We start from the raw sequence: 22,966 nt of genomic DNA, 5'->3' as shown, positions 1-22,966 counted from the left end.
AGGCCCGTGGCCGGTGCCGGACCACCGGGCGGTTGCGCCGGTCCGGCACCGGCCACGGGCCTGCCACGGGCCTATCCGGGGTGGCCCCGGCCCGGCCGCGGAACCGTCCTACTCGGCTTCGGTGAGCCAGGTCAGGACGGACCCCTCGCCCTCGATCAGCTCCGCCAGTTCGTCATTGAAGACCTTGCCGTAATCGGCCGTGATGTGCTCGCTGAACGCGGCATCATCGGCGTAGACCTCGAAGACAAAGTACTCGTTCGGGGCGGCTTCGCGCGTGTAGGGCAGGAAGAGGACGTTGCCGGGCTCGTTGCGGACCTGCTCGGTGAGCGTGCACATCATCTCGGCCACGCGCGCCTCGCAGCCGGGCTTGACGGTGAATTCGGCGTACAGGGTTTTGGCCATGGGGGCTCCTTGGGATTTCTCGGTTGGTTGGCGGATCAGAGTGCCGCGGCGGCCGGGATCTGCAGCAGCGCGCCCTGGCTGCGGCAGGTCGCCGCCGCGACCAGCATGGCCGATTCCAGCAGTTCCGCCCAGGCCAGGCTGCCCTCGGGCACGCCGCCGTCGAGCAGGGCGCGGACGGTGGCGGACAGCGTGGCGTCGCCGGCGCCCATGGTGTCCACGACGGTGCCGGGCAGCGACGCGATCGGGGCGCTGATCCGTGCGCCCCCTGCGGTGGCAATGAAGGCCCCATTGCGGCCGGCCGTGGCCAGCACGGTGCCCGCCCCGGCGTCCAGCAGCTCGCGCACCAGGGTGTCGAGGTCCGCGGAGCCCAGCAGCGGCGCGTCCTCGTCGCTGACCTTGGCCAGCAGGGAACGTGCTGCCAGCGTGCGGAAGTTGCGGCTGAACAGGTCCTTGTCCACCAGCAGCCCCGGGCGCGGGTTGGGGTCGACCACCAAACGCTGGCGGGAACGGGCGACGGCGGCGGCCAGGGCGCTGTACTGCGCCTGGTTGTCGAAGGGGAAGGAGCTCACCACCACCACGTCCGCGGCGTCCAGCGCCTGCTGCTCCGCGGCGCCGATCCGGATCCCGCGGTCGATGGCCTCCCGGTTGAAGAAATAGGAGGGCTCGCCGTTGATGCGTACGGACACGGCCCGAGCCGTTCTCTCCCCCACGGTCCGCAGCAGCGGCGCCACCCCGTGGTCGGTGAGGAAGGCGCGGATGCGGCCGCCGTCGTCGTCCGCCCCCACGGTGCCAATAAAGGTGGCGTCCACGCCCAAGCGGGCCAGGCCCACCGCCACATTGAGGCCGGCACCGCCCACAAAACTGGCGGAACCATCCTCCGCCTGGATCTCGTCAATCAGGGCATCGCCGATGACAACTGCTGTGTTGGCCATTCAAGTCCTCGCTAGGGGTTCAGGTAGGTGGCACCGCCACGGTGGCGGTGCCGAGGGAAAACTACTGGTTGGAGTGGATTTCGCCGGAGCCGCGGGCAATGAGTTCGGTGGGCACAATGTAGGTGCGCGGCTCGCTCCGGTCACCGTCGATCCTGGCCAGGATCCGTTCCGCGGCCAGCGCACCGATCCGGTCCGGATGCTGGGCGATCACTGTGACTCCGGGATCAAGCAGATCCGCCAACGGAAAATCGTCAAAGCCCACCAAGGCCACACGTTTGCTTGCGCCGGCCTCCCGCAGTGCCCGCAGGACGCCAAAGGTCACCAGGTTTTGGCTGGCGAAGATGGCAGTGGGCGGGTTGTCCGACGCGAGGAGTTCCACAACGGCCTGTCGGGCCGCGTTTTCGTCATGGCAGCCCGACCGGATGGGCACATCCACCGTGGCGACCCCGGCCCTGCCCAGTTCTTCCAAGAAGCCGCGACGGCGTTCCCGGGCGGTCTGGATGTCCGTGCGGTCACCAAGGAACGCGATGTTGCGGTGGCCGTGGGCGATCAGGTGCCTGGTGGCCGCCGCAGCACCCTCGGCGTTGTCGACTACGATAGCGTCGGCGTCAATGCCCATGGGCTCGCGGTCGATGAAGACCAGAGGCATGTTCCGGGCCAGCTCCGGCGCCAAATAGGCCTGGCTTCGGGCAATGGTGGTGAGGATCAGCCCATCCACGCGGCGGCGCATGAAGGCCGAAACCAGCTTGCGCTCCCGTTCGGCGTCATCGTCCAGGCTCGCCGCAAAGACCGCTATCCCCCGCTCGGCCAGCGCGTCTTCGAGCGCACGGTGGATTTCCGCACTGAACGGGTTGGACACGGAGGGCAGCAGCAGGCCAATGGACGCCGTAGCACGGCCGGTGCGGCGCAGGCTGCCGGCCGCCATATCCAGTTCGTAGTTCAATTGCTCGGTGGCCCGCAGGACGCGTTGGCGCGTGTCCTCGGAAACGCCCGGCTCGTCATTCATGACCCGAGAGACGGTCTTGATGCCCACGCCGGCGAGGGAGGCCACATGTTTCATGGTGGGCCGCCCGGCTGCGGGGGCCCGTTGATCACGATTAGACAACGTTGTCACGTCTTGATGCTCCTTATTTGCAATTACTCTTGACTCTATCGAGTGAGCTGCGTTACACATAATATGACAACGTTGTCAGCGTGACAACCAGAGCTTCGAATCACAGGAGATTCAATGCCCAGCACCACGAGTTCCAAGAATGCCACCCGCTTTTTCGCCCTCGGCACGGCCCTGACATTGGGCGCCCTTGCCCTCACCTCCTGCAGCGGGGGATCCACCGCCACCGGATCCACCGGCGGATCAGGCGAGAAGATCGGCGTTTCGCTGATCGTCAAGACCACCACCAACCCGTATTTCGTTTCCATGGAGGACGGTGCCAAGAAGGCCGCCGACGCCAACGGCGTGGATCTGCATCTGGCCGCGGGCAAGTCCGACGGCGACGAGGACACCCAGATCCAGGCCATCGAGAACGCCATCTCCAAGGGCGACAAGGGCATTCTGATCACCCCCAACGGCCCCTCGGTGGTTGATGCCATCAAGAAGGCCCGCGACGCCGGCCTGTACGTCATTGCCCTGGACACCGCACCGGACCCCACCTCCGCCGTCGACATCACCTTTGCCACGGACAACTTCGCCGCCGGCAAGCAGATCGGCCAATGGACCGCCGCCCAGCTGGACGGCAAGAAGGCCACCATCGCCCTCGTTGACCTGTTCGATGACAAGGTGGTCTCGGTGGACTACAACCGCGACCAGGGCTTCCTGACCGGGCTGGGCATTGACACGGCCGACAAGACCAAGAACGGCGACGAGGCCAAGACGGGCAAGTACACCGGAGGCAAGGGCGGCGACTACGAGATTGTCGGCAACCAGGCCTCCCAGGGCGCCGAAGACGGCGGCCGCACGGCCATGGAAACCCTGCTGTCCAAGAACCCGGACATCAACGTCGTCTACACCATCAACGAGCCCGCCGCCGCCGGCGCCTTCGAGGCCCTCAAGGCCGCAGGCAAGGACAAGGGCGTGCTGGTTGTCTCCATCGACGGCGGCTGCTCCGGCGTCAACAACGTCAAGGCCGGCGTCATCGGCGCCACCGCCCAGCAGTACCCCATCAAGATGGCGGACCTGGGCGTCAAGGCCATCGTCGACCTCGCCAAGACCGGCAAGAAGCCCAGCACCTCCGACGGCCTGGACTTCTTCAACACCGGCTCGGCCCTGGTGACGGACACCCCCGTCAGCGGGCTCGAGAGCATCGACACCACCGCCGCCTCCCAGCTCTGCTGGGGCAAGTAACCCCTGCCCCGGCTTTAGCCGCAGAGCGGCCGCAACGATCCAACCAAGGCCGCCCTGCGCACCAGATTTAGGCGATCATCACCATGAGCAAAAGATCAGAACACAGAAGTTCAGGAGCAACAGTGACCCAGCAACACACCGCAGGACCCCCTGCCACAGCCGGCGTGGACCTGGCCGAGGAATTCCTTGACCGCCAGACCCCGTTGAGCCGGATCCGCAACATCCTCCACCGCTACCCGGCCATGAGCCCGGCACTCGTGCTGCTGGTGGCAGTGGTGGTCTTCGGACTCCTCAACGACAGGTTCCTGCGGGTGGAGAACCTCTCACTCATCACCCAGCAGGTGGCCGTCGTCGGCACCCTGGCGGTGGCCCAGACCGTCATCATCCTCACCGCCGGCATCGACCTCTCCGTGGGCGCCGTCATGGTGCTGGCCTCCATGGTGATGGCACAGCTGGCGGTCAACAATGGCGTGCCGGCCCTGCTGGCCCTCGTCGGCGGGCTCTTCATCGGGCTGGCTGCGGGAGCGCTGAACGGCTTCCTCGTCACCAAGCTGCGGCTCCCACCGTTCATCGTCACGCTGGGAACCCTCAACATCTTCGTCGCCCTGACGCTGCTTTACTCCAACGGCGCCACGGTTCGCGGAACGGCCATGCCAGGCCTGCTGACCTGGACAGGCGGGACCTTCCCCATCGGCGGCGTACGGATTTCCATCGGCGTGGTCCTGATGCTGCTGCTCTACATTGTTGTCGCCTTCATCCTGGGCAAGACCGCCTGGGGCCGCCACGTCTACGCCGTGGGCGATGACAAGGAAGCCGCCCGCCTGGCCGGCATCCCGGTCAGCCGCGTCCTGATGAGCGTCTATCTGGTGGCCGGCGCGGTCCTGGCCATCGGCGCCTGGATCCAGATCGGCCGGACCAACGCCGCCAGCCCCAACGCGGGACTGGATTTGAACCTGGACTCCATCACCGCCGTCGTCATCGGCGGAACCAGCCTCTTTGGCGGCCGCGGCTCCATCTGGGGCTCGCTGCTGGGCGCGCTGATTGTCGGCGTGTTCCGCAACGGGCTGGCCCTGGCCGGGCTGGACGTGTTGTACCAAACACTCGCGGTGGGCATCCTCATCGTGCTCGCTGTCTCGATCGACCAGTGGATCCGAAAGGTCAAGTCATGACTGCCACGCAGATGAATTCCCCTGTGGCGGAGACCCGCCAGCCCATCCTGCAGGCGAAGAACCTGGTCAAGACCTTTGGCCGGGTGGTGGGGCTCGACGGCGTCAGCCTGGACCTCTACCCCGGCGAAGTGCTGGCCGTCATTGGCGACAACGGCGCCGGCAAATCCACGCTGATCAAATGCCTCACCGGTGCCGAGATCCCCGACTCCGGCGACCTCTACGTCTCCGGCCAGCAGGTCCATTTCAAGCGCCCGCAGGACGCACGCGTCCACGGCATCGAGACCGTGTACCAGAACCTGGCCGTCTCCCCGGCCCTGGATGTGGCATCCAACCTGTTCCTGGGCCGGGAGGAGCGACTGCCCGGTCTGCTCGGATCGGTGTTGCGGATGCTGGACACCAAGGGCATGCGCGCCAAGGCCCGCGAGGAACTGAACCGGCTGGGCATCTCCACGCTCCAGGACGTCACCGTCCCGGTGGAGAACCTCTCCGGCGGCCAGCGCCAGGCGGTGGCCGTGGCCCGCGCCGCGGCCTTCGGCTCCAAGGTGGTGGTGCTCGACGAGCCCACCGCGGCCCTGGGTGTGCGCGAGTCCAACCAGGTGCTGCAGCTGGTCCGCGATCTGCGCGACCGCGGCCTGCCGGTGATCCTGATCAGCCACAACATGCCGCATGTCTTTGATGTGGCGGACCGGATCCACATCCAGCGCCTGGGCAAGTGCGCGGCCACCATCACGCCGCAGTCGCACTCCATGACTGACGCCGTCGCCATCATGACGGGTGCGGCCACCGCCTAGATCCTTGGCAGGAAATGCCACCGCTCCCGGTTCTGCCACCTGTCTACCGGTGGCAGAACCGGGAGCGGTGGCATTTTCCGGCTCTCGGCCCGGTTCGGGCCTAGATGGCGCCGCCGGCGGCACCGGGTGCCGTCGAGTCCTGGCCGTTGTCCCCGACCGTCTCGCGGGCAATGTAGTTCTCGATGTCGAACAGGTTGTCCGCGCGCTCGGCGATGTTCAGCAGCGTGGTCATGGACGCCACCTCTTCGACCTGCTCCTTGAGGAACCAGAGCATGAACTGCTCGCCCAGCGGATCCCCCTCGGTGCGGGCGGCACGGAACAGGTCTTCAATGTTCTGGGTGACCTGCTTCTCCTGGGCCAACGCCAGCGCGATGGGCTCGGTGACGGAGCTGAAATCGTTGCGCACGGGGGCGATGCCCGGAATGGCCACGGGCAGGCCGCGGTCCAGCATGTACTGGACCATCATCATGGCGTGGTTGCGCTCCTCGAGCGACTGCTGGTAGAAGTGCCGGGCCAGCTGCGGCAGATCGAGGCCGTCGAAGTACACGGCGACGGCGATGTACTGCTGGGAGGCCGCAAACTCGTTGGCGACCTGGGTGGACAGAAGCTCGGTGAAGGTGGGGGTGCTCATGGCTTGAGCCTAGGCAGGCGCCGCGGAGACGGGCAAGTGTTGTATGCCTTGCCTACCTGTGCCCAGCCTTGCCTATCCCCGCCGGCCGATCCCGCCGGGCCGGGCCTCAGGCGCCCCGGTCCGCCAGCAACGCGGCCGCGTGCTCCACGTGTTCATGGACCGCCAGGACCCGGCGCTCGACGGCGGTGATCTCCCCCATGCCCAGGCGCACCATGGCCACGGCCTCGGCCGCGGTGGCCAGGGCGTTGCCGCTGCGGGAGAGTTCCCGGTGCACCTCGTTCAACCAGGCCCCCTCGCTGGCGGGGATGTCCGTGCCGGTGCTCGGCGCCACGGCCTGTGCGGCCACGGCCACGGCGCGGACCGCGGGGAGCAGATCCGCCAAGCCGTTGGCCAGGGGCACCATCGCGTCGTAGACCTCCGGGTCCTCGATGCCCTCAAGCATCTGGTGGAAGCGGTCCAGCCCGCGCCCGAAGCGGTCGTGGGCCCGGCGCCACACACCGACGCCCAGCTCGGCGTCGTCCTTGCGGCCCTGCCGGGCGGCGGAAAGGAACCCCATGGAACCGGCGCTCTAGAGGTACTGGCCGGGCGTGCGCCCGGAAGAATCGCCGTCGCCGGCCTTGGGCGGGCGGGCTCCGGCGGGGGCGCGCTGCGGCTCGCCGTTCTCGCCCACAATCACGCCCGGGGCAATCACCGTACCGGGCGGCAGCTGGCGCAATTGCAGCTGCGCTGCCGTGCGCTGGTTGGCCACGGCCTGCGCCGCGATGGCGGTCTGGATGCCGTGGAAGAGGCCCTCCAGCCAGCCCACCAGCTGGGCCTGCGCGATGCGCAGCTCGGCATCCGACGGCGTGATGCTGTCGGAGAAGGGCAGCGAGATCCGGTGCAGCTCGGCCACCAGCTCCGGGGCCAGACCGTCCTCCAGCTCCGCGATGGAGCGCTGGTGGATTTCGGCCAGCCGCGAGCGTGCGGCGTCGTCCAGCGGCGCGCTCTTGACCTCGTCCAGCAGCTGCTTGACCATGGTGCCGATGCGCATCACCTTGGCCGGCTGGTCCACCAGATCCACCACGTCCGGGTGGTGCGGCTTGGCGCCGTTCTTGGCGCCGATCTTGGCGCCATTGTCGAGCGTCTTGCCTTCCACCGGAACATCCGCGTCCTCACTCATAGCCCCATAATGCCACACGGAGTGCCCCCGCCGCCGTGGCGAACGGACGCCGCGATGGCGGGCCACCGGCCCACCCCTCAGGCCAGTGTTCCGCGCCGCGGAAGTGGCATTTTGCCGCGGGTCAGCAGCCAGGCGGCCCCGGCGCCCACCAGCGGCACGGCCAGGGCCAGCGCGCCCAGCTGGAGCCAGGGCAGCACGATCGGCATGCCCCGCTGCTGGAGGAGCACGACGGCGGTGGGCAGGGCCCCGGCCCCGATCCCCAGGACGGTGCCCAGCCAGGCGGTGAGCAGGGTCTGGGCGGCGGAGAGCGATTTGCGAAGGCCCGGGCCGGCCCCCACCCCGGCCAGGACCGCGTGGTCCGCCCGGCCGTCCGCCAGCGCCAGCCCCGCCGTGATGCCCGCGGCGCTGAGGGTGACCAGCGCCCCCGCGGCCACCGCCAGCCACAGCGTCACGGCGACGCCGGCGCTGTCCCCGCCCGTCTCCACGCGGAAGGACAGGTACGGCCCGTAGAACTCGGCGAGCGCCGAGGACACCTGGTCGTTAAGGGCAGCCGGCGGCGCCTTGTCCACCTCCACCAGCAGGGCCACGTCCGCCACATCCATCCCCGCCGCCGCGGCCGTCGCGGGAGAGATGACCCCGTAGAAGGGGAGCGCCTTGCCGGGTTCCTCCACCAGCGCATCGAGCACCCGGGTGGTTTGCGGTTCCCACTCCGGCATGAACGTCCGCGCGGGGCCCTGCACCAGCGGTTGGCGGATGTCATAGCTGATCAACGTTGCGGTCCCGGCGCCGGTCTCGGCGAGGAAGGTTTTGTTGGTGGCCACCATGCCCCCGCGCGCCAGCATGGCCAGGGCCGCCTCGCCGGGCGCCCGGCCCAACAGTGCCGCCAGCTCGGGGGCGCCGCCCACCACAATGGGCGGGATCTGGGACCCGGGCCTGCCGGCGCCCAGGGAGCCGGTGCAGCGCCAGTCTGCCAGATCCGCCGGCTTGCCGTCCGGTGCCTGCACGCAGCGGTTCCCCGCGGGGGTTTGGAGCATGTACGCCGTGCAGTCCGGCGTGGTTCCGATCCCCTCCCTGTTGTCCTCGCCGCCGAGGCAGTGCGGCGTGGCGGCGGCGCGGAGCACCAAGGTGCCGGTCCCGGTGCCGAGTTCGCGGCGCAGCAGCCCCGCCACTGCCGCCGGGTCCAGCTCTTTGACGTCGTAGTTTTGTCCCGGCCCGGGACCCCGGACCATGGGCTGGAGCGGCAGGGCGGTCTGGTTGGGGTTGTAGGCCCAGGCGTAGTCCTGGCTCGATTGCTCCCCCGCGCTGGCGGCGCCGACCATCAGGGCGCTCGCCAATGTGGCCGCGGCCAGCACCGCCGCCACCGCGGGGGGGGTGCGCGTGTTGTTCCGGGCGGCGTCGCGGGCGGCCAGGCGCAGGGGCACCGGAAGCCACCCCGTGCGGGCGGTCGCGAACGCAATGATGCGCGAGGCCAGCAGCACCAGCCCCAGCACCAGGCACGCGGCCCCGCCCACGGCCAGGACATTGCTGGGCACCACCCACTCCTCGGCCGCGCCGGTTTGGCGGGTCGCCAGGGCGGCAGCGGCGCTGGCCGCCAATGCCACGGCGGCGGCAGCCACCAGGGCCAGCCCCAGCCGGGCGGGCCACCTGGCCGGCCGGTGGGCGCCCCGTCCCGCGGCCAATGCCCCGGCCGCGGCCGCCTTGGCCACGGCGCGGGCGGGGACCAACGCCGCAAGGTAGCCCGCACCGGCTCCGACCAGCACCAGGGCCAGGGCGGCGGGCCACTGCGGGTGGAGGCCGGCAAAGGCGGCGCGGCCCGCGGCCAAGAGCACCACGCCCGACGCCGCCGCCAGGCCAACGGCGGCGCCCACGGCCCCGCCCGCCGCACCAAGCCACACACCCGAGGATGTCACCACGGCCCGCAAGGTCGCCGACTCCGCGCCGGAGGCCGCCAGCAGGGCCAGATCCCGGTGCTGTTTCCGGGCACCCACGGCAAACGCGGCCCCCGCCAGCAGAACCACCTCCAGCAAGGCAAGGACTCCGGCCAGAGCCCCAAACGACAGGTACGTCTGTGCCCGGTAGCTGGAGTAGCCGCCGGTGCCCAGCCCCGCCGCCGCCCCCAGCTCGGTGTCCGCGGGCGGGTCCAGCAGAACGTGGCGCGAGGTGACGTCGATGCCGCGGGCGTTGAACCCGCGCACCTGGGCCCACTCCACGGGCGCCGGACCCACCAGATACACGTCCGTGTCCACGGTGGCGGCACCCGCCGCGGGAAGTTGGTCCGCGGCAAGGTAGAGGACCGAGCCGCTGTCGGCCGTCTGCAGGTCCCGCACCGTGCCCACCAGCACAAAGGTGCCCGCCGCCGTCGCCAGCTCGTTCCCGAGTTCCTTGCGGAACCGCTCCAGCACCCCCGGCGAGGCCAGCGCCTCGGAGCTGGCGGCCGGTCCGCGGCCGGACAGCAGCGCCATCCGCCCGTCGAAGGCGGGGTCGAGGACGTCCGCGGCGACGGCGGCCAGCGGCACCTGGGCCCGGCCGGCGGTGGCGGTGGTTTGGAAGCGCGCGTACGGCAGGGCCCGGTACCCCGCCGGCACGGCGTCCACGGGCCGGGTGGCCACAAAGTCCGGATCGGGGGTGTGGTCGGTGCTCGTGAAGGCGTCCCCGGCAACGTTCTGGAGGCCGTGCGCATTGCTCGAATGCATGTCGCCCAGCCGGGCCTGGGTCTGGCCCAGCGCACGCACCACGGCCTCGGCCGGGGTGGGCAGCATGCTTTGGGCCAGCGTGGCCGCTCCGGAAAAGGCGGCGATGGGCAGGGCAATCAGGGCCATGACCAGCGCGGAGCGCCCGCGGTGCGCGCGGATGTCCCGCCAGGCCAACCTCAGGGCCAGCGCGGCGCGGTGCCGGCGGCCGCCGGGGACGGGCCCGAGGCCAAGCGCCACCTAGAGGCCCGCGCCGGCCAGCAGGACGGACGGATCCGTGGCGGTCCGGGTCTGGTCCACGATGCGCCCATCCTTGAGGAAGACCACCCGGTCCGCCCAGGCGGCGTGGCGCGCCTCGTGCGTCACCAGCACGACGGCGGCACCCTCGTCGGCACGGCCGCGCAGCACCTCCAGGATGCCGTCGCCGGTGGCCGAATCCAGGGCACCGGTGGGCTCGTCCGCCAGGATCAGCCGCCGCTCCCCCACGATGGCGCGGGCGATCGCCACGCGCTGCTGCTGGCCGCCGGACATCTCGTCCATGAACCGGTCCGCCAGCTCCGCGATCCCCACCTGCCGCAGCGCGTCCTTGGCCTGCCGGCGCGCCTTCTTGGCGGCAATCCCGTCCAGTTCCCGGGGCAGTGCAACATTTTCCGCGGCGGTCAGCGAGGGCACCAGATTGAAGTCCTGGAACACATAGCCCACCGCCCGGCGGCGCAGCCGGGCGAGCTCGTTGAGGCTGAGCCCGCCCAGCGGCGTGCCCTCCACAAACACCTCGCCGGCGTTGGGCAGGTCCAGCCCGCCGGCCAGTGCCAGCAGGGAGGATTTCCCCGACCCCGACGGGCCCATGACGGCGACGAACTCGCCGGCGTTGACCGTCAGGCTCACACTGCGCAGGGCCGCCACGGACGTTGCACCGTGGCCGTGCGTGCGGCTGACCCGCTCAAGCTGGAGCACCTGGCCGCTCATGCCCGGACCCCTTTCCGGGCGGCGGCGGGCGCTCCGGCGGCCGCGCCCGGGGGCACGGCCGGGGCCGGCAGCTTGGCCAGGGCCACCATCCGGGACTCGCAGTGGTCCAGCCAGCGGATCTCCGCCTCGGTGGCAAAGATCAGCGAATCCAGGACCAGCAGCCAGGCGGTGTCCCCCGGCGCCGGACGCACCCCTGCCTCGGCCGCCGGGCTGGCGCGGCGCGAGCGCGTGTAGTCCTGCAGCGACGTCATCGAGGCGCTGCGCTGGGCCGCGATGACGGCGGAGACGTCCACCCCGGGCAGCGTCACGGCCAGGGCCAGTTTGATCGCCAGTTCATTGCGCGGCGGGTGGCTCTGGTGCACGGGCTGGGCGAACCAGCCCTCCACCTCCGCGGCGCCGGCTGCGGTGATGGAGTAGATGACGTGGCCCTCGCCGTCGTCGCCGTCGTTTTGCACCAGGCCGTCGCGTTCCAGCCGGTCCAGCGTGGTGTAGACCTGCCCGATGTTCAGCGGCCAGGTGGCCCCGGTGCGCTCCTCGAATTCGCTGCGCAGCTGGTAGCCGTAGCGCGGCGCATCCTGCAGGAGGGCCAGCAGGGAGTGGCGGATGGACATGGCAGCTCCTGGAAGTCATGGCCGCGAATGTCCCCCAATTGGCCATTCGCGGCGGCGGTATGGATACCGCGTATGTTCAAGCTACATACGCGGTATCCATAATGCAAGTGCGATGGCTCCGTGCCTGTGGCTCTGGACAGGCGCGCCATCCGGGGGCCAGTGTTGAGCCAACATCCTTTGAACGAAGGAGAAGGAGCCATGGCCACAGCAGTGGTGGCCGGCGGCGGACCGGCGGGCATCATGTGCGCCCTGCTGCTGGCCCGGGCCGGCGTCGAGGTCACTGTGCTGGAGAAGCACTCCGATTTCCTGCGCGATTTCCGCGGCGACACCGTCCACGCCTCCACCATCCGGCTGCTGGACGAGCTCGGATTGGGGACGGAATTCCGGGCGCTGCCGCAGAGCCGGCTGGCCAACTTCGCCCTCCCGGACCCGAGCGGCGGCACGGTGGTGCTGGGCGATTTCGGCACCCTGCCGGCTCCCTACAACTACGTGGCGCTGGTCCCGCAGTGGGACCTGCTCACCTTGCTGGTGGCCGCCTGCCAGCGCGAGAGCGGGTTCAGCCTCCGAATGGACACCGAGGCCACCGGGCTGCTGCACGGGGCCGACGGCGCCGTCACCGGCGTCGCCTTCCGCACGCGCGAGGGCGGCTCGGGTGAACTGCACGCCGACCTCACGCTGGCCTGCGACGGCCGCGGATCGGCGCTGCGGGCGGCCGCCGGGCTGGCTCCCCGGGAGTACCCCGTACCCTTCGACACCTGGTGGTTCCGGCTCTCCCGGGCCGACGGGGACAGCAGCCTGATCGCCAGCCTCATCCCGCAATTCCGCGGTGCGGAGATCCTGCTCAGCCTCACCCGCACCAGCTATTTCCAGATCGCCTATCTGGCGCCCAAGGGGGACGACGCGCGGCTGCGGGCCGAGGGCGTGGAGCGCTTCCGGGCGCGGATCGCGGCCATGCGTCCGGACCTGGCCGACCGGGTGGGGGAAATCCGCTCCATGGACGACCTCCACATGCTGGACGTGAAGCTGAACCGGCTGGACCGCTGGTACCTGCCCGGGCTGCTGATCCTCGGCGACGCGGCGCACGCCATGTCCCCGGCCGGCGGCGTGGGCATCAACCTGGCCATCCAGGACGCCGTCGCCGCGGCCGCCCGCGTGGCGCTACCACTGCTGGCGGGCACGCTGGCAGAGAGCGACCTGGCCGCCGTGCAGAAGCGCCGATGGCTTCCCACGGTGGTCATCCAGTGGGGGCAGCGGCTCCTGCACCGGTTGGTCTTTGTCCCGGCGCTGTCCGGCAAGCGTTCCGGCGCGCCGCGGCTGGCCCTGTGGCTGGGCCGCCACGTGCCCGTCTTCCGGCGGATCCCGGCACGACTGATCGCCTTCGGCCCGCGTCCCGAGCACGCCCCGGAATTCGCCCGGCGACCCCAGCAGACCGCGGGCGCTTAGACGAGCAGCAGGATCTTCCCCACGTGTGCGCCGGAATCAAAGTACCGGTGCGCCTCGGCGGCCTGGGCCAGCGGGAAGGTCTTGTCCACCACCGTGTGGATCGCCCCGGAGGTCAGCAGCGGCCAGACATGCTCGCGCACGGCGTCCATGATGGCGCCCTTCTCGGACACCGGGCGCCCGCGCAGGGTGGTGCCGATGATGGCGGCGCGCTTGGACAGCAGCGTGCCCAGGTCCAGCTCCGCCGTCGCACCCCCCTGCAGGCCGATGATCACCAGCCGGCCGTACATGGCCAGGGCGTCCACATTGCGCTGGAGGTACTTGGCGCCCACTACGTCCAGGATCACGTCGGCGCCGTGGCCGCCGGTCTGCCGGCGCAGCTCCTCGACAAAATCCGCCTCGTTGTAGTTGATGGCGATGTCGGCACCCAGGTAGCCGGTGAGCGTGCCTACCTTCTCGTCAGTGGAGGCTGTGGCCGCGACCCGGGCCCCCATGGCCTTGGCCAGCTGCACGGCCATGGCGCCGATCCCGCCGGTCCCGCCGTGGATCAGCACCGTCTCACCGGGCTGCAGCTGCGCCGTCATGAAGAGGTTGGAGTAGACGGTGGCGGCCACCTCGGGCAGGGCGGCGGCGGTGACCACGTCCACGCCGTCGGGGATCCGCAGCACCTGTTCGGCGGGCACCGCCACCTGCGCGGCGTAACCGCCGCCGGTCAGCAGGGCCACCACCTTGTCGCCCTTGGAGAACGGCCGGGCCACGTTGGGGCCAAAGCCGGCGATCCTGCCGGAGACCTCAAGGCCCAGGATGGGCGAGGCACCCTCGGGCGGCGGGTAGTAGCCGCGGCGCTGCTGGACGTCGGCCCTGTTGAGCCCGGCGGCGACGACGTCGATAAGCACCTCGCCGGGGCCCGGCACCGGGGCGGGGACATCGGCCAGCTGCAGGACGTCCGGACCGCCGAAATCCGTGGTGACGATTGCCTTCATTGTTGCCTTCCGCAGATATCGACCCATGGCACGGCGCCTTTTGTGGCTGGCCGTACCGTATGAAACACTACAAGGGTATGGAAGGTTGTCCGAGCGGCCGATGGAGCTGGTCTTGAAAACCAGTGTGCGGTGACCCCGTACCGCGAGTTCGAATCTCGCACCTTCCGCCACCAGGCAATGGCCGGGACGCCCGCGGGCGTCCCGGCCATTGTTGTCTGCGGGCATCCCGTGCGGGGCGTGAACCCTAGGGCATTGCCTGGTAGTTCAGATAGCCGCCGTCGGTGCCGGTAAAGGTGAAGCCGCTCTGCTCGTACAACAACCGGGCCGGATTGTCCCGGTGCACGCCCAGCAGCAGCCGCGCCGCGCCGCGGGCGCCGGCGTCGGGCATCCACAGGTAGTAGCCCACGGGTTCGCCGGCAACCTCCACAATGGCCGCCCGCTCCAGGTTGTCCACCCAGAGCTGCAGATTCCGGTCCAGGGCATTGGTCCAGCCGGCCTCGGCAGCGGGCTCGATTTCACGGATGTAGCTGCGTTCGCCGCGGAGGATGAAGGGCAGATCCGCCGCCGTCGCCGGGCGCAGTGTGGGGCCGGCCGGAGGGCCGGCCAAAGGGCCGTTCGGTGCCTCGTCCATCAGGCCAGCACGCGCTCGGCGATGGCGTCGGCGTCGCGCAGGGTGCGGTCGCCGCTGCGGTACACCGGGCCGGATTCGGCGGCGATCGCCGTCCCCCACTGCACGGCCGAGAGCTGCAGCCCGATCACAAACAGGTTCTCCACCGTGTGGCCGTTGGCATCGCGGGGCCGGTAGGGCGGGGCCGTGACGTCCAGCCCGGTGGTGGCAACGGCCTCGCCGTCGGCGGCGATCATCACCCGCGGGCGCACGAGTCCGTCGTCGAGCAGGCCCTCCAGCAGCGCCGAGTGGTTGGCCAGGACCCGGTTGGCCGGGGCCAGCGCCTCCACCAGGTGGTGGGCCCGCCACGGCTCGCCGTGCACCCAGGGCGAATCCGCGCGGAACTGGCCGTCCTCGACGCTGAACACCGGGTCCGGGCCAATGAAGCGGACGACACCGGCGCGCACCAGGGCGGCCAGCTGCTCCATGCGCAGGGCGGGCGGCCCGCTGGCCAGGCCCTCGACAAAGGCCTCGAACCAGCCGCGCAGCTCACCCAGCCAGGATTCCTCGGTGATGCCGCCGTCGGCCACCAGCGACTTCACCACGGCGCGGCCGGCGTTCAGGGCGCCGATGGCCATCTTGACGGGATCGTCCTCGCCGCGGGCGGACCCGGCGGCGTCGGCGCGCAGATACTCCAGCACGGCGGCGTCCAGCTCGTCATGGCTGGCGAAGCTGCGGCCGGCGAACGGCCGGGCCAGGCCCAACAGGTCCAGCCGGTGTCCGGGGGCCACGCACTCGGCCACCAGTGCGGCCAGGGCGCGCTCCCAGGACCGGCCCGGCAGCCCATCCACGGCGGCCTCCAGCGACAGCACGGCGGCCAGCCGGTCCAGGAAATCCACGGCCAGGATGGCCCCGGGCAGGGTCCGCGCCAGCGTGCTGTAGTACGCCCAGACGGCGTCGCGGTGCAGCAGCGGCCAGACATCGTGGTCAAAGCCGGCGGTGGCGCCCATGGCGCGCAGCCCGGCGACGGCGTCCTCGCTCAGGAAGCGCAGCCGCACGCTGGCCGGGTAGTAGCGCTCCAGCTCGGCCTTGGCCCGGTACGGGGCGCCGCGCCGCGAGGCCGCCAGGATCAACGGTTCCCGGCCGGACTTCACGTACCGCACGGCATCGCCGGGAGCATCGCCGGTGTCTTCAAAGTGCCCGCCGCGGCCCTCGGTCAGCTGGCCGAGCACGTCGAAGAAGTTCAACCCCATGCCGCGCACCAGCACGTGCTCGCGGTGCGGCAGCCCGTCCCACTGGACATCGTTGGGGATGGCGGGCGGCCAGTAGTTCAATCCGGTGGCGCGGGCCTTGTCGGCAACGCGCTGGGCCGTGTCGCTCAGCCGCGCGGGCAGGTGCCCCAGGGCCAGCACCACGGAATCGGCCTCCAGCGTCTCCCCCGTTTGGAGTGCGACGGCGAACCCGGGGTTGCGGCGGGCCACATGCCGGGCGGTGGTGGCGTGGACCCGCACCTCCACGCCCTCGGGCAGGTTGTCCAGCAGCCGGTTGAAGGTCCAGCGCAGGTAGCGGCCGTACAGGGCGCGGCTGGGGAAGCCGGTGGATTCCAGGCCGGCCAGCTCGGCCCGGTCGCCGTCGCTGAGCTCCGGCGAGGGGTCCTCGCGCTGGCCGCGGCGCCAGGCGTCGAAGCTGCCGCCGGCGAGCGCGGGGGCCTCCGGGGCGTGGCCGGGGATCAGCGTCGGGAAGAAGGCTTGGGTGTTCATCAGGTAGAGCCGGGACTGGTCCGTGCGCCACACATGCCCGGGCCCGGCCGGGTAGGGGTCCACCAGGTCAATCGCCAGCCCACCGCCCATGCCGCGCGCCTGCCGGGCCAGCAACCGCTCCAACACGGAGGTGCCGCGGGGGCCGGCCCCCACAATGACCACCGTACGTTTGCCTGCATCACCCATTCTCTGAGCTTAACCGACGGGTGGCCCCGCGGCCCGGTGCCTAGGATGAAAGGATGACGTCCAGCACCGATTCCGCCACCGCCCAGCCCGCCACCGACTCCACGCCGTCCGGACCGTCCGCGCCGTCCGGAGGCCTGGCCCCCGAACCGGCGGACGAGTTCCTCTGGCTGGAGGACATCTACGGCACCGAGGCCCTGGACTGGGTCCGCGCGCGCAACGACAGCACCGACGCCGTCCTGCTGACCGACGGCTACCGCGCGCTGGAGGCCTCCGTGCTGGAGGTGCTCGATTCCAAGGACAAGATCCCCATGGTCTCCAAGCGCGGGGACTGGTACTACAACTTCTGGCGGGACGAGGCGAACCCGCGCGGGCTGTGGCGCCGCACCGACTGGGACAGCTACCTCGCCGGCGACCCGGCCTGGGACGTGCTGCTCGACGTCGATGCCCTGTGCGCCGCGGAGGGCACCGAATGGGTGTGGGCCGGCGCCAGCGTGCTGCGCCCGGCCCAGGGCCAGGAATACCGGCTGGCGATGGTGGCGCTCTCCCCCGACGGCGGCGATGCCGCGGCCCACCGCGAGTTCGACCTGTCCACCAAGGCCTTTGTGCCCGGCGGCTTCGCGGTCCCCGCGGCCAAGACCCGGCTGGACTGGCTGGACGAGGACACCCTGTACGTCGCCACGGACTTTGGCCCGGGCACGCTGACCACCTCCTCCTACCCGCGCAGCTCGCGGATCCTGCGCCGTGGCCAGGATCTGGCCGACGCGGAGCCGTACTTCGAGGTGCCGGCGGACCACCTCAGCGGCGGCGCCATCCACGACAGCACCCCCGGCTTCGAGCGGGACGTGGCCTACGACATCCTGGACTTCTACGCCAGCCGCTCCTACCTGCGCGTGGGCGCCGAGTGGGTGCACATCCCTGTCCCCGACGACGTCAACGTCTCCCTGCACCGGCAGTGGCTGGTGCTGCGCCCGCGCACCGACTGGGAGCTCGACGGCGCCGTCCACCCGGCCGGGTCCCTGCTGGCCGCGCCGTTGGAGGCCTTCCTGGCCGGCGAGCGCACCCTGCACACGCTCTTCACCCCGGATGCGCACACCGCCCTGCAGTCCTGGAGCTGGACGGAGAACTACCTCCTGCTGAACCTGCTGCGCGACGTCTCCTCCGCCATCCTGGTCCTGGACCCCGCCGCGGGCTGGGCCGCCACGGAGCTGGACGCCTGCCCGCCGCTGCACTCGGTGGACGCCTACGCCGTGGACGACGAGGACGGCGACGACTACTGGCTCATCGCCACCGGCTTCCTGACGCCGTCCTCGGTGTACCGCGGAACGCTCTCCCCCGGTGCATCGGGCAACGCTCCGGCGGAGCTGGTGCGGCGCTCGCCGTCGTTCTTCGACGCTGACCCGTACGAGGTCCAGCAGCACTTCGCCGTCTCCGCCGACGGCACGCGCGTGCCCTACTTCCAGATCGCGTCCAAGGACCTGGTGCTCGACGGCGGCAACCCCACGCTGCTCAGCGGGTACGGCGGCTTCGAGACTTCACTGGCCCCGCGCTACAGCGGCGCCACCGGCCGCACCTGGCTGGAGCGCCGCGCCGCCGTCGAGGGCCGCGAGCGCGGCGGCGTCTACGTGGTGGCCAACATCCGCGGCGGCGGCGAATACGGCCCCGGCTGGCATCGGGCCGCCCTGCAGGAAAACCGGCACCGCGCCTACGAGGACTTCGCCGCCGTCGCCGCGGACCTTTCCCGCCGCGGCGTGAGCAGCCGCGCGCATCTGGGCTGCGAGGGGCGCAGCAATGGCGGCCTGCTGGTGGGCAATATGCTCACCAGCTATCCGGAGCTCTTCGGCGCCGTCTCCTGCGGCGTGCCGCTGCTGGACATGCGCCGCTACACCAAGCTCTCCGCCGGGTACTCGTGGATCGCCGAGTACGGCAACCCTGACCTGCCCGAGCACTGGGAGTTCGTGCAGACGTTCTCGCCGTACCACCTGCTGCGCGACGGCGTGGACTACCCGGCCGCGTTCATCTGGACCGCCACGTCGGACGACCGCGTGGGGCCGGTGCAGGCGCGCAAGATGGCCGCACGGATGGAGGCCATGGGCGTGCCCGGGCTGTGGTTCTACGAGTCGCTGGAGGGCGGGCACGCCGGCGCCACGGACAACCGGCAGGGCGCCCGGCTGCACTCGGCGTCGCACGAATTCCTCTGGCGGGTGCTGGCCGGAAGCGGTGCCTGAGCAGCAATGCCGCCGGCCGGGGCGCCACAGAACATGGCCGTCCACCGCCGTTTTGCTTTGTGCACCGGTTTCTAGATAATCTATGGAAGCTGGTTTCGGGCTTCTACCGGAACCAGCACCTGGAGACGTGCCAGAGCGGCCGAATGGGCTTCACTGCTAATGAAGTGTGGGGCACAACTCCACCGGGGGTTCAAATCCCCCCGTCTCCGCGTCCGGCCCCCTCTTCGGAGGGGGCCTTTTGCGTACCCGGGAAACGCCGCTGGTTGAGCCTGCCGAAACCCGGCACGACGAGCGTGTCCCCAGCCACCGCGTCCGGAGGCCTTCCCCGCCGAACGGTTCTGGCCGAGGATGGAGCCACGCAACCAGACTGGAGCGGGGACCTCATGAGACTGCTGCACCCGAGGCCGGGGAACCCCTGGCCGCACGACATGGTCATTTCCGTGGACGAGGGCCCTTTCCATATCTGCCAGCTGCTGTACATCCGCAGCGCCTGGGGCATCGCCGACGACGTCGATGTGCCCGCCTTGGACCCGGTGCCGGATCCCGGCACGTCCGCCCCGCCGGCCACAGCCAGCCTGGACGAATGGAGCGCCCGCTGGGCCGTGGCGTGGCAGCGTGCCTGGGACTGGTACGGGATCCCGGAACCAAGGCCGTGGCGCCCTGACCACCTTCCGACGCAGGAGCTGATGCGTTCGTTGTCGGTCCCCGGCCAGCCGCTGCATCCCCTGGTCCCGCCCTTCTGGCAGGCGGAGTACGGCGATGCGGGCATTGACAGGGACGCCTACGGACCGTGGCAGAATTCCCTGCACCCCATCCCCGAGCCCCACCGTGTGGAGGAAACCCCCGAGCGCCTGTCCCTGCCCGCGCTGATCGAGGCGTGGCGGGGTGGGCTGGACACCGTCGTCACGCTGCCCTACCGCGGCTTCTACGCCCGGCGCATCACCCGCCGGCATCTGGCGGTGTCCACGGCGACCCGCCTCGACCCGGAAATGTACAGCCGCGCCCTGGGCACCCTTTCCGGCGGTTGAGCGGAGCTTGCGGAGCCGAAACCCCGTGAGACGAGCGCATACCTGACCAGCGCCGCCGGCCGTCGGGGTCTCGCTCGACCACCGAAACCACCGGGACGACGCGCCTGCACCATGAACAAACATCAGACCAATAAACTTGTCCCATGGCCGTCACCGATGAAGCAATCCACAAGATCAAAGAGATGATCCTCGCCGGCGAGCTCTCGGCCGGGGACCGGCTGCCGCCGGAGAAGGAGCTCAGCGAGAAGCTGGGCCTGTCCCGCAGTTCGCTGCGCGAGGCCGTCAAGGCCCTGGAGATCATCCGGGTCCTGGATGTGCGCCGCGGCGACGGCACCTACGTCACCAGCCTGGAGCCGGCGCTGCTGACGGAGGCCGTGTCCTTCATCGTGGACCTGCACCAGGACAAGTCGGTGCTGGAGATCTTCGAGGTCCGCCGCATCCTGGAGCCGGCCGCCGCCGCCATGGCCGCCCGCCACATCACCCCGGAGCAGCTGGCCGCCCTGCGCAGATCCATGGCCGACGTCGGCGAGGACACCAGCGTAGAGGAACTGGTCAACCACGATCTGGTGTTCCATGGCCAGATCGCCGCGGCGGCCGAGAACTCCTACCTGGCCAGCCTGCTCGATGGACTCTCCTCCAACACCGTGCGGGCCCGCATCTGGCGCGGACTGACGCAGGAAAAGGCCGTCTCCCGCACCCTCTCCGAGCACGCGGCCATCGCGGATGCGCTTGAGCGCGGCGATGCGGACCTGGCCCGGGCCCTGCTGACGGTGCACATCTCCGGCGTCGAGCAGTGGCTCCGCCAGGCCCTATAGAGAACAGATCCCCGCGGCACGGTCCAGCGGCCATGGCCACCGCACCCCCAGCACCTACCAGTTCGCCTGCGCATAGACGAGGCGGGCCGTTCCGGACCAGATCTGGACCGCTTCGGCGCCGCTGAGCGAGTCGATCAACGTCGCCAGGACGGCGTGGGTCTGCCCGTGCGGGGCGCCCAGCAGGCTGACCGGCCAGTCTCCGCCGTACATCAGCCGCCCGGGGCCGAAGACCTCCAGCGCGAGGTCCCAGATGCGGGCCAGCGCGTCGGCCTCATACGGGCGCCCGGCCTGGTGCAGCCCAGAGACCTTGGCGACGGCGTTGGGCAGGTCGGCAAAGCGGCGCAGCTGCGCGGCCCAGGCGGCAAAGTCCGCCGGCTCCACCGGCGGCTTGGCCAGATGGTCGACCACCACGCACAGCCCCTCCAGCTCCGCAGCCAGGTCCACGGTGTCGGCCAGATGCCCGGGCCAGGCATTGGGGACGTCGAACGGGACCCCCGCGCGGGCCAGCAGGGCCAGCGATTCGCGGACCTCCGGCAGGGCCAGGAACCCCGTCCGGGGGTCGTCGTGGACCAAGTGCCGGATGCCGGCGAAGGCCGGACGCTCCAGGAGCAAATCCAACGCGCCGGCCGCGGCGGCCGGGTCGTCCAGCGGGATCCAGCCCACGACGCCGGCTATCCACGGATTGGCCTGAGCCGCCGCGAGCATGGACTCGGTGTCGGCCGCTGAGTCCTCGGCCTGGACCAGGATGGCCCGGGTGATGCCAACGGCCGACAGCTCGGTCCAGGCCTCGGCGGCGTCAAAGCTTTGGTACAGCACGCCATGCTCCGGCCCCAACCACGCATAGCGGCCCGGCTCGAGCCGCCACAGGTGCAGGTGGGCGTCCACCCGCTCCCCGGGTGCTGGCACGGCGGCCGTCGCAGCGTCCGGCACGGAGGCCGGAACGGCACCGGGCTGGTTCACGCACAGACCTCGGCGGGCAGCAGGCCGCGGGCGACGAGCGCCTCCCATAGTTCGTCCGGGACGGTGGCTGCCATGCGCTCGGCCGTCTGGCTGATCTGTTCCGGCGTGGCAGCGCCGACGACGACGGTGCGCACGGCGGGGTGCCGCAAGCTGAACTTCAGTGCCGCCGTCGGCAGGTCCACACCGAATTCATTGCAGCAGGCGGCGAGCGCGCGGGCCTTGTCCAGGATGGCGGCCGGGGCCGGCACGTAGTTGTAGTGAGCATCGGCCGGCACCACGGGGCGGGCCAGCAGGCCCGAGTTGTAGACGCCGACATTGGCAACACCCACGCCGTGCTCCTCGCAGAGCGGCAGGAGCTCGGCCAGGGCCGGCTGCTCCAGCAGCGTGTAGCGGCCGGCCAGCATGACCAGGTCCAGGTCCGCCCCGCGGATGCAGGCGGCCAGAGCGTCGGCGGAGTTGGCCCCCACACCGATTTGGGTGATGAGCCCCTCGGCACGCAGCTTCTCCAGCGCCGGCAGGGCCTGGGAAATGCCGGCCTGGAGGTCGTAGACGTCCGGATCGTGCAGGTAGGCGATGTCGATGGAATCCAGGCCCAGGCGCTCCAACGAGTCCTCGATGCTGCGCCGGATGCCCGCCTCGCTGGGATCCCAGCGGCGCACCGTGTCGGCCGGAACCGCAAAGCCCTCCGCGTCCAGGGCACCGCTGGGATTTGCGCTGGGCACCAGCACGCGGCCCACCTTGGTGGAGATGGCAAATTCGCCGCGCGGCTTGGTGGCCAGCACGGCGCCCAGCCGCCGCTCGGACAGGCCCAGGCCATAGTGCGGGGCGGTGTCGAAGTAGCGGATGCCCGCGTCCCAGGCCGCCTCGACGGTGGCCGCTGCCATCTCATCGGAAACGGCGCGGTACAGGTTGCCGATGCCGGCGGCGCCGAATCCCAGCGTTGTCAGTTCCGTCATGGCAGTTCCCACACCTTCGCTAGGCCCAGATCGTTGCCCGAATAGTCGTCTTCAACTTCCAAGAGCTCGCTCATGAGCGCCTGCCAGGCGATGTTCACCGGATGGGTGGCGAGTTCCTTGCGCATGGCGCTGTAGTCCGCCACCTCCACCAGGTGGAACAGCTCGCGCCCGCTGCGCCAGATCCGCCAGTTGGCCACGCCCGCCGCGCGCAGCGCGGCATCCAGCTCGTCGCTGATCCGCGCGTGCACGGCGTCGTACTCCGCCTCCTTGCCCGGTTTGAGCCGGGTGTGCAGGGCAATGGTCTGGGCCATCTC

General features: G+C 70.6%; 22 protein-coding genes and 2 tRNA genes. 9 read left to right on the top strand and 15 right to left on the bottom strand.

The genetic code is table 11. The annotated features are described in order from the left end of the window. Window positions 1-108 precede the first annotated feature (108 nt). From ACQCSX_RS16660 to ACQCSX_RS16650, 3 genes are all read right to left on the bottom strand, one after another. Window positions 109-402 (bottom strand): putative quinol monooxygenase, encoded by a 294-nt coding sequence (locus tag ACQCSX_RS16660; protein WP_427016372.1) that lies wholly within the window; start codon window positions 400-402, stop codon window positions 109-111. A gap of 35 nt (window positions 403-437) precedes the next feature. After that, window positions 438-1,334 carry a carbohydrate kinase family protein gene (locus ACQCSX_RS16655; RefSeq protein WP_427016371.1) on the bottom strand — a complete coding sequence of 299 codons (897 nt, stop codon included), beginning with the start codon at window positions 1,332-1,334 and terminating at the stop codon, window positions 438-440. A gap of 61 nt (window positions 1,335-1,395) precedes the next feature. Then, the gene (locus ACQCSX_RS16650; RefSeq protein WP_427016370.1) at window positions 1,396-2,394 is read right to left on the bottom strand and encodes a LacI family DNA-binding transcriptional regulator; all 999 of its coding nucleotides are present in this window, start codon (window positions 2,392-2,394) and stop codon (window positions 1,396-1,398) included. A 168-nt stretch (window positions 2,395-2,562) separates the two neighbouring features. Here ACQCSX_RS16650 and ACQCSX_RS16645 point away from each other — a divergent pair, with 168 nt between their 5' ends. The 3 genes from ACQCSX_RS16645 (at window position 2,563) to ACQCSX_RS16635 (ending at window position 5,635) form a co-directional block, all read left to right on the top strand. Further along, entirely contained in the window at window positions 2,563-3,675 is a 1,113-nt protein-coding gene (locus ACQCSX_RS16645) for a substrate-binding domain-containing protein (protein WP_427016369.1), read from the top strand. Between the two features lie 122 nt (window positions 3,676-3,797). Further along, the gene (locus ACQCSX_RS16640; protein ID WP_427016368.1) at window positions 3,798-4,844 is read left to right on the top strand and encodes an ABC transporter permease; all 1,047 of its coding nucleotides are present in this window, start codon (window positions 3,798-3,800) and stop codon (window positions 4,842-4,844) included. Beyond that, complete coding sequence (locus tag ACQCSX_RS16635; protein ID WP_427016367.1) at window positions 4,841-5,635, top strand: ATP-binding cassette domain-containing protein; 795 nt, start codon at window positions 4,841-4,843, stop codon at window positions 5,633-5,635. The genes ACQCSX_RS16640 and ACQCSX_RS16635 overlap by 4 nt, the downstream gene beginning before the upstream one ends. 100 nt (window positions 5,636-5,735) lie before the next feature. On the opposite strand, the gene ACQCSX_RS16630 is transcribed toward ACQCSX_RS16635, so the two are convergent. The 6 genes from ACQCSX_RS16630 to ACQCSX_RS16605 form a co-directional block, all read right to left on the bottom strand. Next, window positions 5,736-6,266: a ferritin gene (locus ACQCSX_RS16630; RefSeq protein ID WP_427016366.1), complete on the bottom strand. Its 531-nt coding sequence runs from the start codon at window positions 6,264-6,266 to the stop codon at window positions 5,736-5,738. Window positions 6,267-6,372: 106 nt separating this feature from the next. After that, on the bottom strand, window positions 6,373-6,822 hold the full coding sequence (locus tag ACQCSX_RS16625; RefSeq protein WP_427016365.1) for a hypothetical protein: 450 nt from the start codon (window positions 6,820-6,822) through the stop codon (window positions 6,373-6,375). A gap of 12 nt (window positions 6,823-6,834) precedes the next feature. After that, window positions 6,835-7,425, bottom strand: a complete 591-nt coding sequence (locus ACQCSX_RS16620; RefSeq protein ID WP_427016364.1) for a bacterial proteasome activator family protein — start codon at window positions 7,423-7,425, stop codon at window positions 6,835-6,837. A 77-nt stretch (window positions 7,426-7,502) separates the two neighbouring features. Further along, window positions 7,503-10,355, bottom strand: coding sequence for a hypothetical protein (locus tag ACQCSX_RS16615; protein ID WP_427016363.1), 2,853 nt, complete (start codon window positions 10,353-10,355; stop codon window positions 7,503-7,505). Then, window positions 10,356-11,081, bottom strand: a complete 726-nt coding sequence (locus ACQCSX_RS16610; RefSeq protein WP_427016362.1) for an ABC transporter ATP-binding protein — start codon at window positions 11,079-11,081, stop codon at window positions 10,356-10,358. Then, window positions 11,078-11,692 carry a PadR family transcriptional regulator gene (locus ACQCSX_RS16605; protein ID WP_427016361.1) on the bottom strand — a complete coding sequence of 205 codons (615 nt, stop codon included), beginning with the start codon at window positions 11,690-11,692 and terminating at the stop codon, window positions 11,078-11,080. The genes ACQCSX_RS16610 and ACQCSX_RS16605 overlap by 4 nt, the downstream gene beginning before the upstream one ends. Before the next feature lie 198 nt (window positions 11,693-11,890). On the opposite strand from ACQCSX_RS16605, the gene ACQCSX_RS16600 reads away from it, so the two are divergent. After that, entirely contained in the window at window positions 11,891-13,135 is a 1,245-nt protein-coding gene (locus ACQCSX_RS16600; RefSeq protein WP_427016360.1) for an FAD-dependent oxidoreductase, read from the top strand. Here ACQCSX_RS16600 and ACQCSX_RS16595 read toward each other — a convergent pair. Then, window positions 13,132-14,115 (bottom strand): NAD(P)H-quinone oxidoreductase, encoded by a 984-nt coding sequence (locus ACQCSX_RS16595; RefSeq protein WP_427016359.1) that lies wholly within the window; start codon window positions 14,113-14,115, stop codon window positions 13,132-13,134. The two genes, ACQCSX_RS16600 and ACQCSX_RS16595, sit on opposite strands and share 4 nt — an antisense overlap. 79 nt (window positions 14,116-14,194) lie before the next feature. On the opposite strand from ACQCSX_RS16595, the gene ACQCSX_RS16590 reads away from it, so the two are divergent. After that, window positions 14,195-14,285 (top strand) — tRNA-Ser (locus ACQCSX_RS16590). A gap of 74 nt (window positions 14,286-14,359) precedes the next feature. Here ACQCSX_RS16590 and ACQCSX_RS16585 read toward each other — a convergent pair. Next, window positions 14,360-14,746: a hypothetical protein gene (locus ACQCSX_RS16585; protein ID WP_427016358.1), complete on the bottom strand. Its 387-nt coding sequence runs from the start codon at window positions 14,744-14,746 to the stop codon at window positions 14,360-14,362. Continuing rightward, entirely contained in the window at window positions 14,746-16,668 is a 1,923-nt protein-coding gene (locus ACQCSX_RS16580; protein WP_427016357.1) for an FAD/NAD(P)-binding protein, read from the bottom strand. Before ACQCSX_RS16580 ends, ACQCSX_RS16585 begins: the two co-directional genes overlap by 1 nt. Window positions 16,669-16,721: 53 nt before the next feature. Between ACQCSX_RS16580 and ACQCSX_RS16575 the strand changes: the two genes are divergently transcribed. The 4 genes from ACQCSX_RS16575 (at window position 16,722) to ACQCSX_RS16560 (ending at window position 20,736) form a co-directional block, all read left to right on the top strand. Continuing rightward, entirely contained in the window at window positions 16,722-18,893 is a 2,172-nt protein-coding gene (locus ACQCSX_RS16575; protein WP_427016356.1) for a prolyl oligopeptidase family serine peptidase, read from the top strand. 121 nt (window positions 18,894-19,014) lie between these two features. Then, window positions 19,015-19,102 (top strand) — tRNA-Ser (locus tag ACQCSX_RS16570). Window positions 19,103-19,276: 174 nt separating this feature from the next. Further along, window positions 19,277-19,921, top strand: coding sequence for a hypothetical protein (locus tag ACQCSX_RS16565; protein WP_427016355.1), 645 nt, complete (start codon window positions 19,277-19,279; stop codon window positions 19,919-19,921). Between the two features lie 143 nt (window positions 19,922-20,064). Continuing rightward, window positions 20,065-20,736 carry a FadR/GntR family transcriptional regulator gene (locus tag ACQCSX_RS16560; RefSeq protein ID WP_427016354.1) on the top strand — a complete coding sequence of 224 codons (672 nt, stop codon included), beginning with the start codon at window positions 20,065-20,067 and terminating at the stop codon, window positions 20,734-20,736. Between the two features lie 54 nt (window positions 20,737-20,790). Here ACQCSX_RS16560 and ACQCSX_RS16555 read toward each other — a convergent pair whose 3' ends face one another. Genes ACQCSX_RS16555 through ACQCSX_RS16545 form a run of 3 tightly spaced genes read right to left on the bottom strand, consistent with a single transcriptional unit; the run spans window position 20,791 to window position 22,963 of the window. Next, on the bottom strand, window positions 20,791-21,696 hold the full coding sequence (locus ACQCSX_RS16555; RefSeq protein WP_427016353.1) for an amidohydrolase family protein: 906 nt from the start codon (window positions 21,694-21,696) through the stop codon (window positions 20,791-20,793). After that, a complete protein-coding gene (locus ACQCSX_RS16550; RefSeq protein WP_427016352.1) occupies window positions 21,693-22,652 on the bottom strand; it encodes an aldo/keto reductase in 960 nt (319 codons plus the stop codon). Before ACQCSX_RS16550 ends, ACQCSX_RS16555 begins: the two co-directional genes overlap by 4 nt. Then, window positions 22,649-22,963 (bottom strand): L-rhamnose mutarotase, encoded by a 315-nt coding sequence (locus ACQCSX_RS16545; RefSeq protein WP_427016351.1) that lies wholly within the window; start codon window positions 22,961-22,963, stop codon window positions 22,649-22,651. The genes ACQCSX_RS16550 and ACQCSX_RS16545 overlap by 4 nt, the downstream gene beginning before the upstream one ends. Between the last annotated feature and the right edge of the window lie 3 nt (window positions 22,964-22,966).

The organism is Pseudarthrobacter sp. P1, from assembly GCF_050156935.1.
In the GTDB taxonomy this organism is placed as follows: domain Bacteria; phylum Actinomycetota; class Actinomycetes; order Actinomycetales; family Micrococcaceae; genus Specibacter.
This window is presented reverse-complemented; position numbering and strand designations above follow the sequence as displayed.

Bases quoted from the DNA above. Each gene is read 5' to 3' on its own strand.
- ACQCSX_RS16660 (WP_427016372.1), bottom strand. From the start codon at position 402: ATGGCCAAAACCCTGTACGCCGAATTCACCGTCAAGCCCGGCTGCGAG.
- ACQCSX_RS16655 (WP_427016371.1), bottom strand. From the start codon at position 1,334: ATGGCCAACACAGCAGTTGTCATCGGCGATGCCCTGATTGACGAGATC.
- ACQCSX_RS16650 (WP_427016370.1), bottom strand. From the start codon at position 2,394: ATGAAACATGTGGCCTCCCTCGCCGGCGTGGGCATCAAGACCGTCTCT.
- ACQCSX_RS16645 (WP_427016369.1), top strand. From the start codon at position 2,563: ATGCCCAGCACCACGAGTTCCAAGAATGCCACCCGCTTTTTCGCCCTC.
- ACQCSX_RS16635 (WP_427016367.1), top strand. From the start codon at position 4,841: ATGACTGCCACGCAGATGAATTCCCCTGTGGCGGAGACCCGCCAGCCC.
- ACQCSX_RS16630 (WP_427016366.1), bottom strand. From the start codon at position 6,266: ATGAGCACCCCCACCTTCACCGAGCTTCTGTCCACCCAGGTCGCCAAC.
- ACQCSX_RS16625 (WP_427016365.1), bottom strand. From the start codon at position 6,822: ATGGGGTTCCTTTCCGCCGCCCGGCAGGGCCGCAAGGACGACGCCGAG.
- ACQCSX_RS16620 (WP_427016364.1), bottom strand. From the start codon at position 7,425: ATGAGTGAGGACGCGGATGTTCCGGTGGAAGGCAAGACGCTCGACAAT.
- ACQCSX_RS16610 (WP_427016362.1), bottom strand. From the start codon at position 11,081: ATGAGCGGCCAGGTGCTCCAGCTTGAGCGGGTCAGCCGCACGCACGGC.
- ACQCSX_RS16605 (WP_427016361.1), bottom strand. From the start codon at position 11,692: ATGTCCATCCGCCACTCCCTGCTGGCCCTCCTGCAGGATGCGCCGCGC.
- ACQCSX_RS16600 (WP_427016360.1), top strand. From the start codon at position 11,891: ATGGCCACAGCAGTGGTGGCCGGCGGCGGACCGGCGGGCATCATGTGC.
- ACQCSX_RS16595 (WP_427016359.1), bottom strand. From the start codon at position 14,115: ATGAAGGCAATCGTCACCACGGATTTCGGCGGTCCGGACGTCCTGCAG.
- ACQCSX_RS16585 (WP_427016358.1), bottom strand. From the start codon at position 14,746: ATGGACGAGGCACCGAACGGCCCTTTGGCCGGCCCTCCGGCCGGCCCC.
- ACQCSX_RS16580 (WP_427016357.1), bottom strand. From the start codon at position 16,668: ATGGGTGATGCAGGCAAACGTACGGTGGTCATTGTGGGGGCCGGCCCC.
- ACQCSX_RS16575 (WP_427016356.1), top strand. From the start codon at position 16,722: ATGACGTCCAGCACCGATTCCGCCACCGCCCAGCCCGCCACCGACTCC.
- ACQCSX_RS16565 (WP_427016355.1), top strand. From the start codon at position 19,277: ATGAGACTGCTGCACCCGAGGCCGGGGAACCCCTGGCCGCACGACATG.
- ACQCSX_RS16560 (WP_427016354.1), top strand. From the start codon at position 20,065: ATGGCCGTCACCGATGAAGCAATCCACAAGATCAAAGAGATGATCCTC.
- ACQCSX_RS16550 (WP_427016352.1), bottom strand. From the start codon at position 22,652: ATGACGGAACTGACAACGCTGGGATTCGGCGCCGCCGGCATCGGCAAC.
- ACQCSX_RS16545 (WP_427016351.1), bottom strand. From the start codon at position 22,963: ATGGCCCAGACCATTGCCCTGCACACCCGGCTCAAACCGGGCAAGGAG.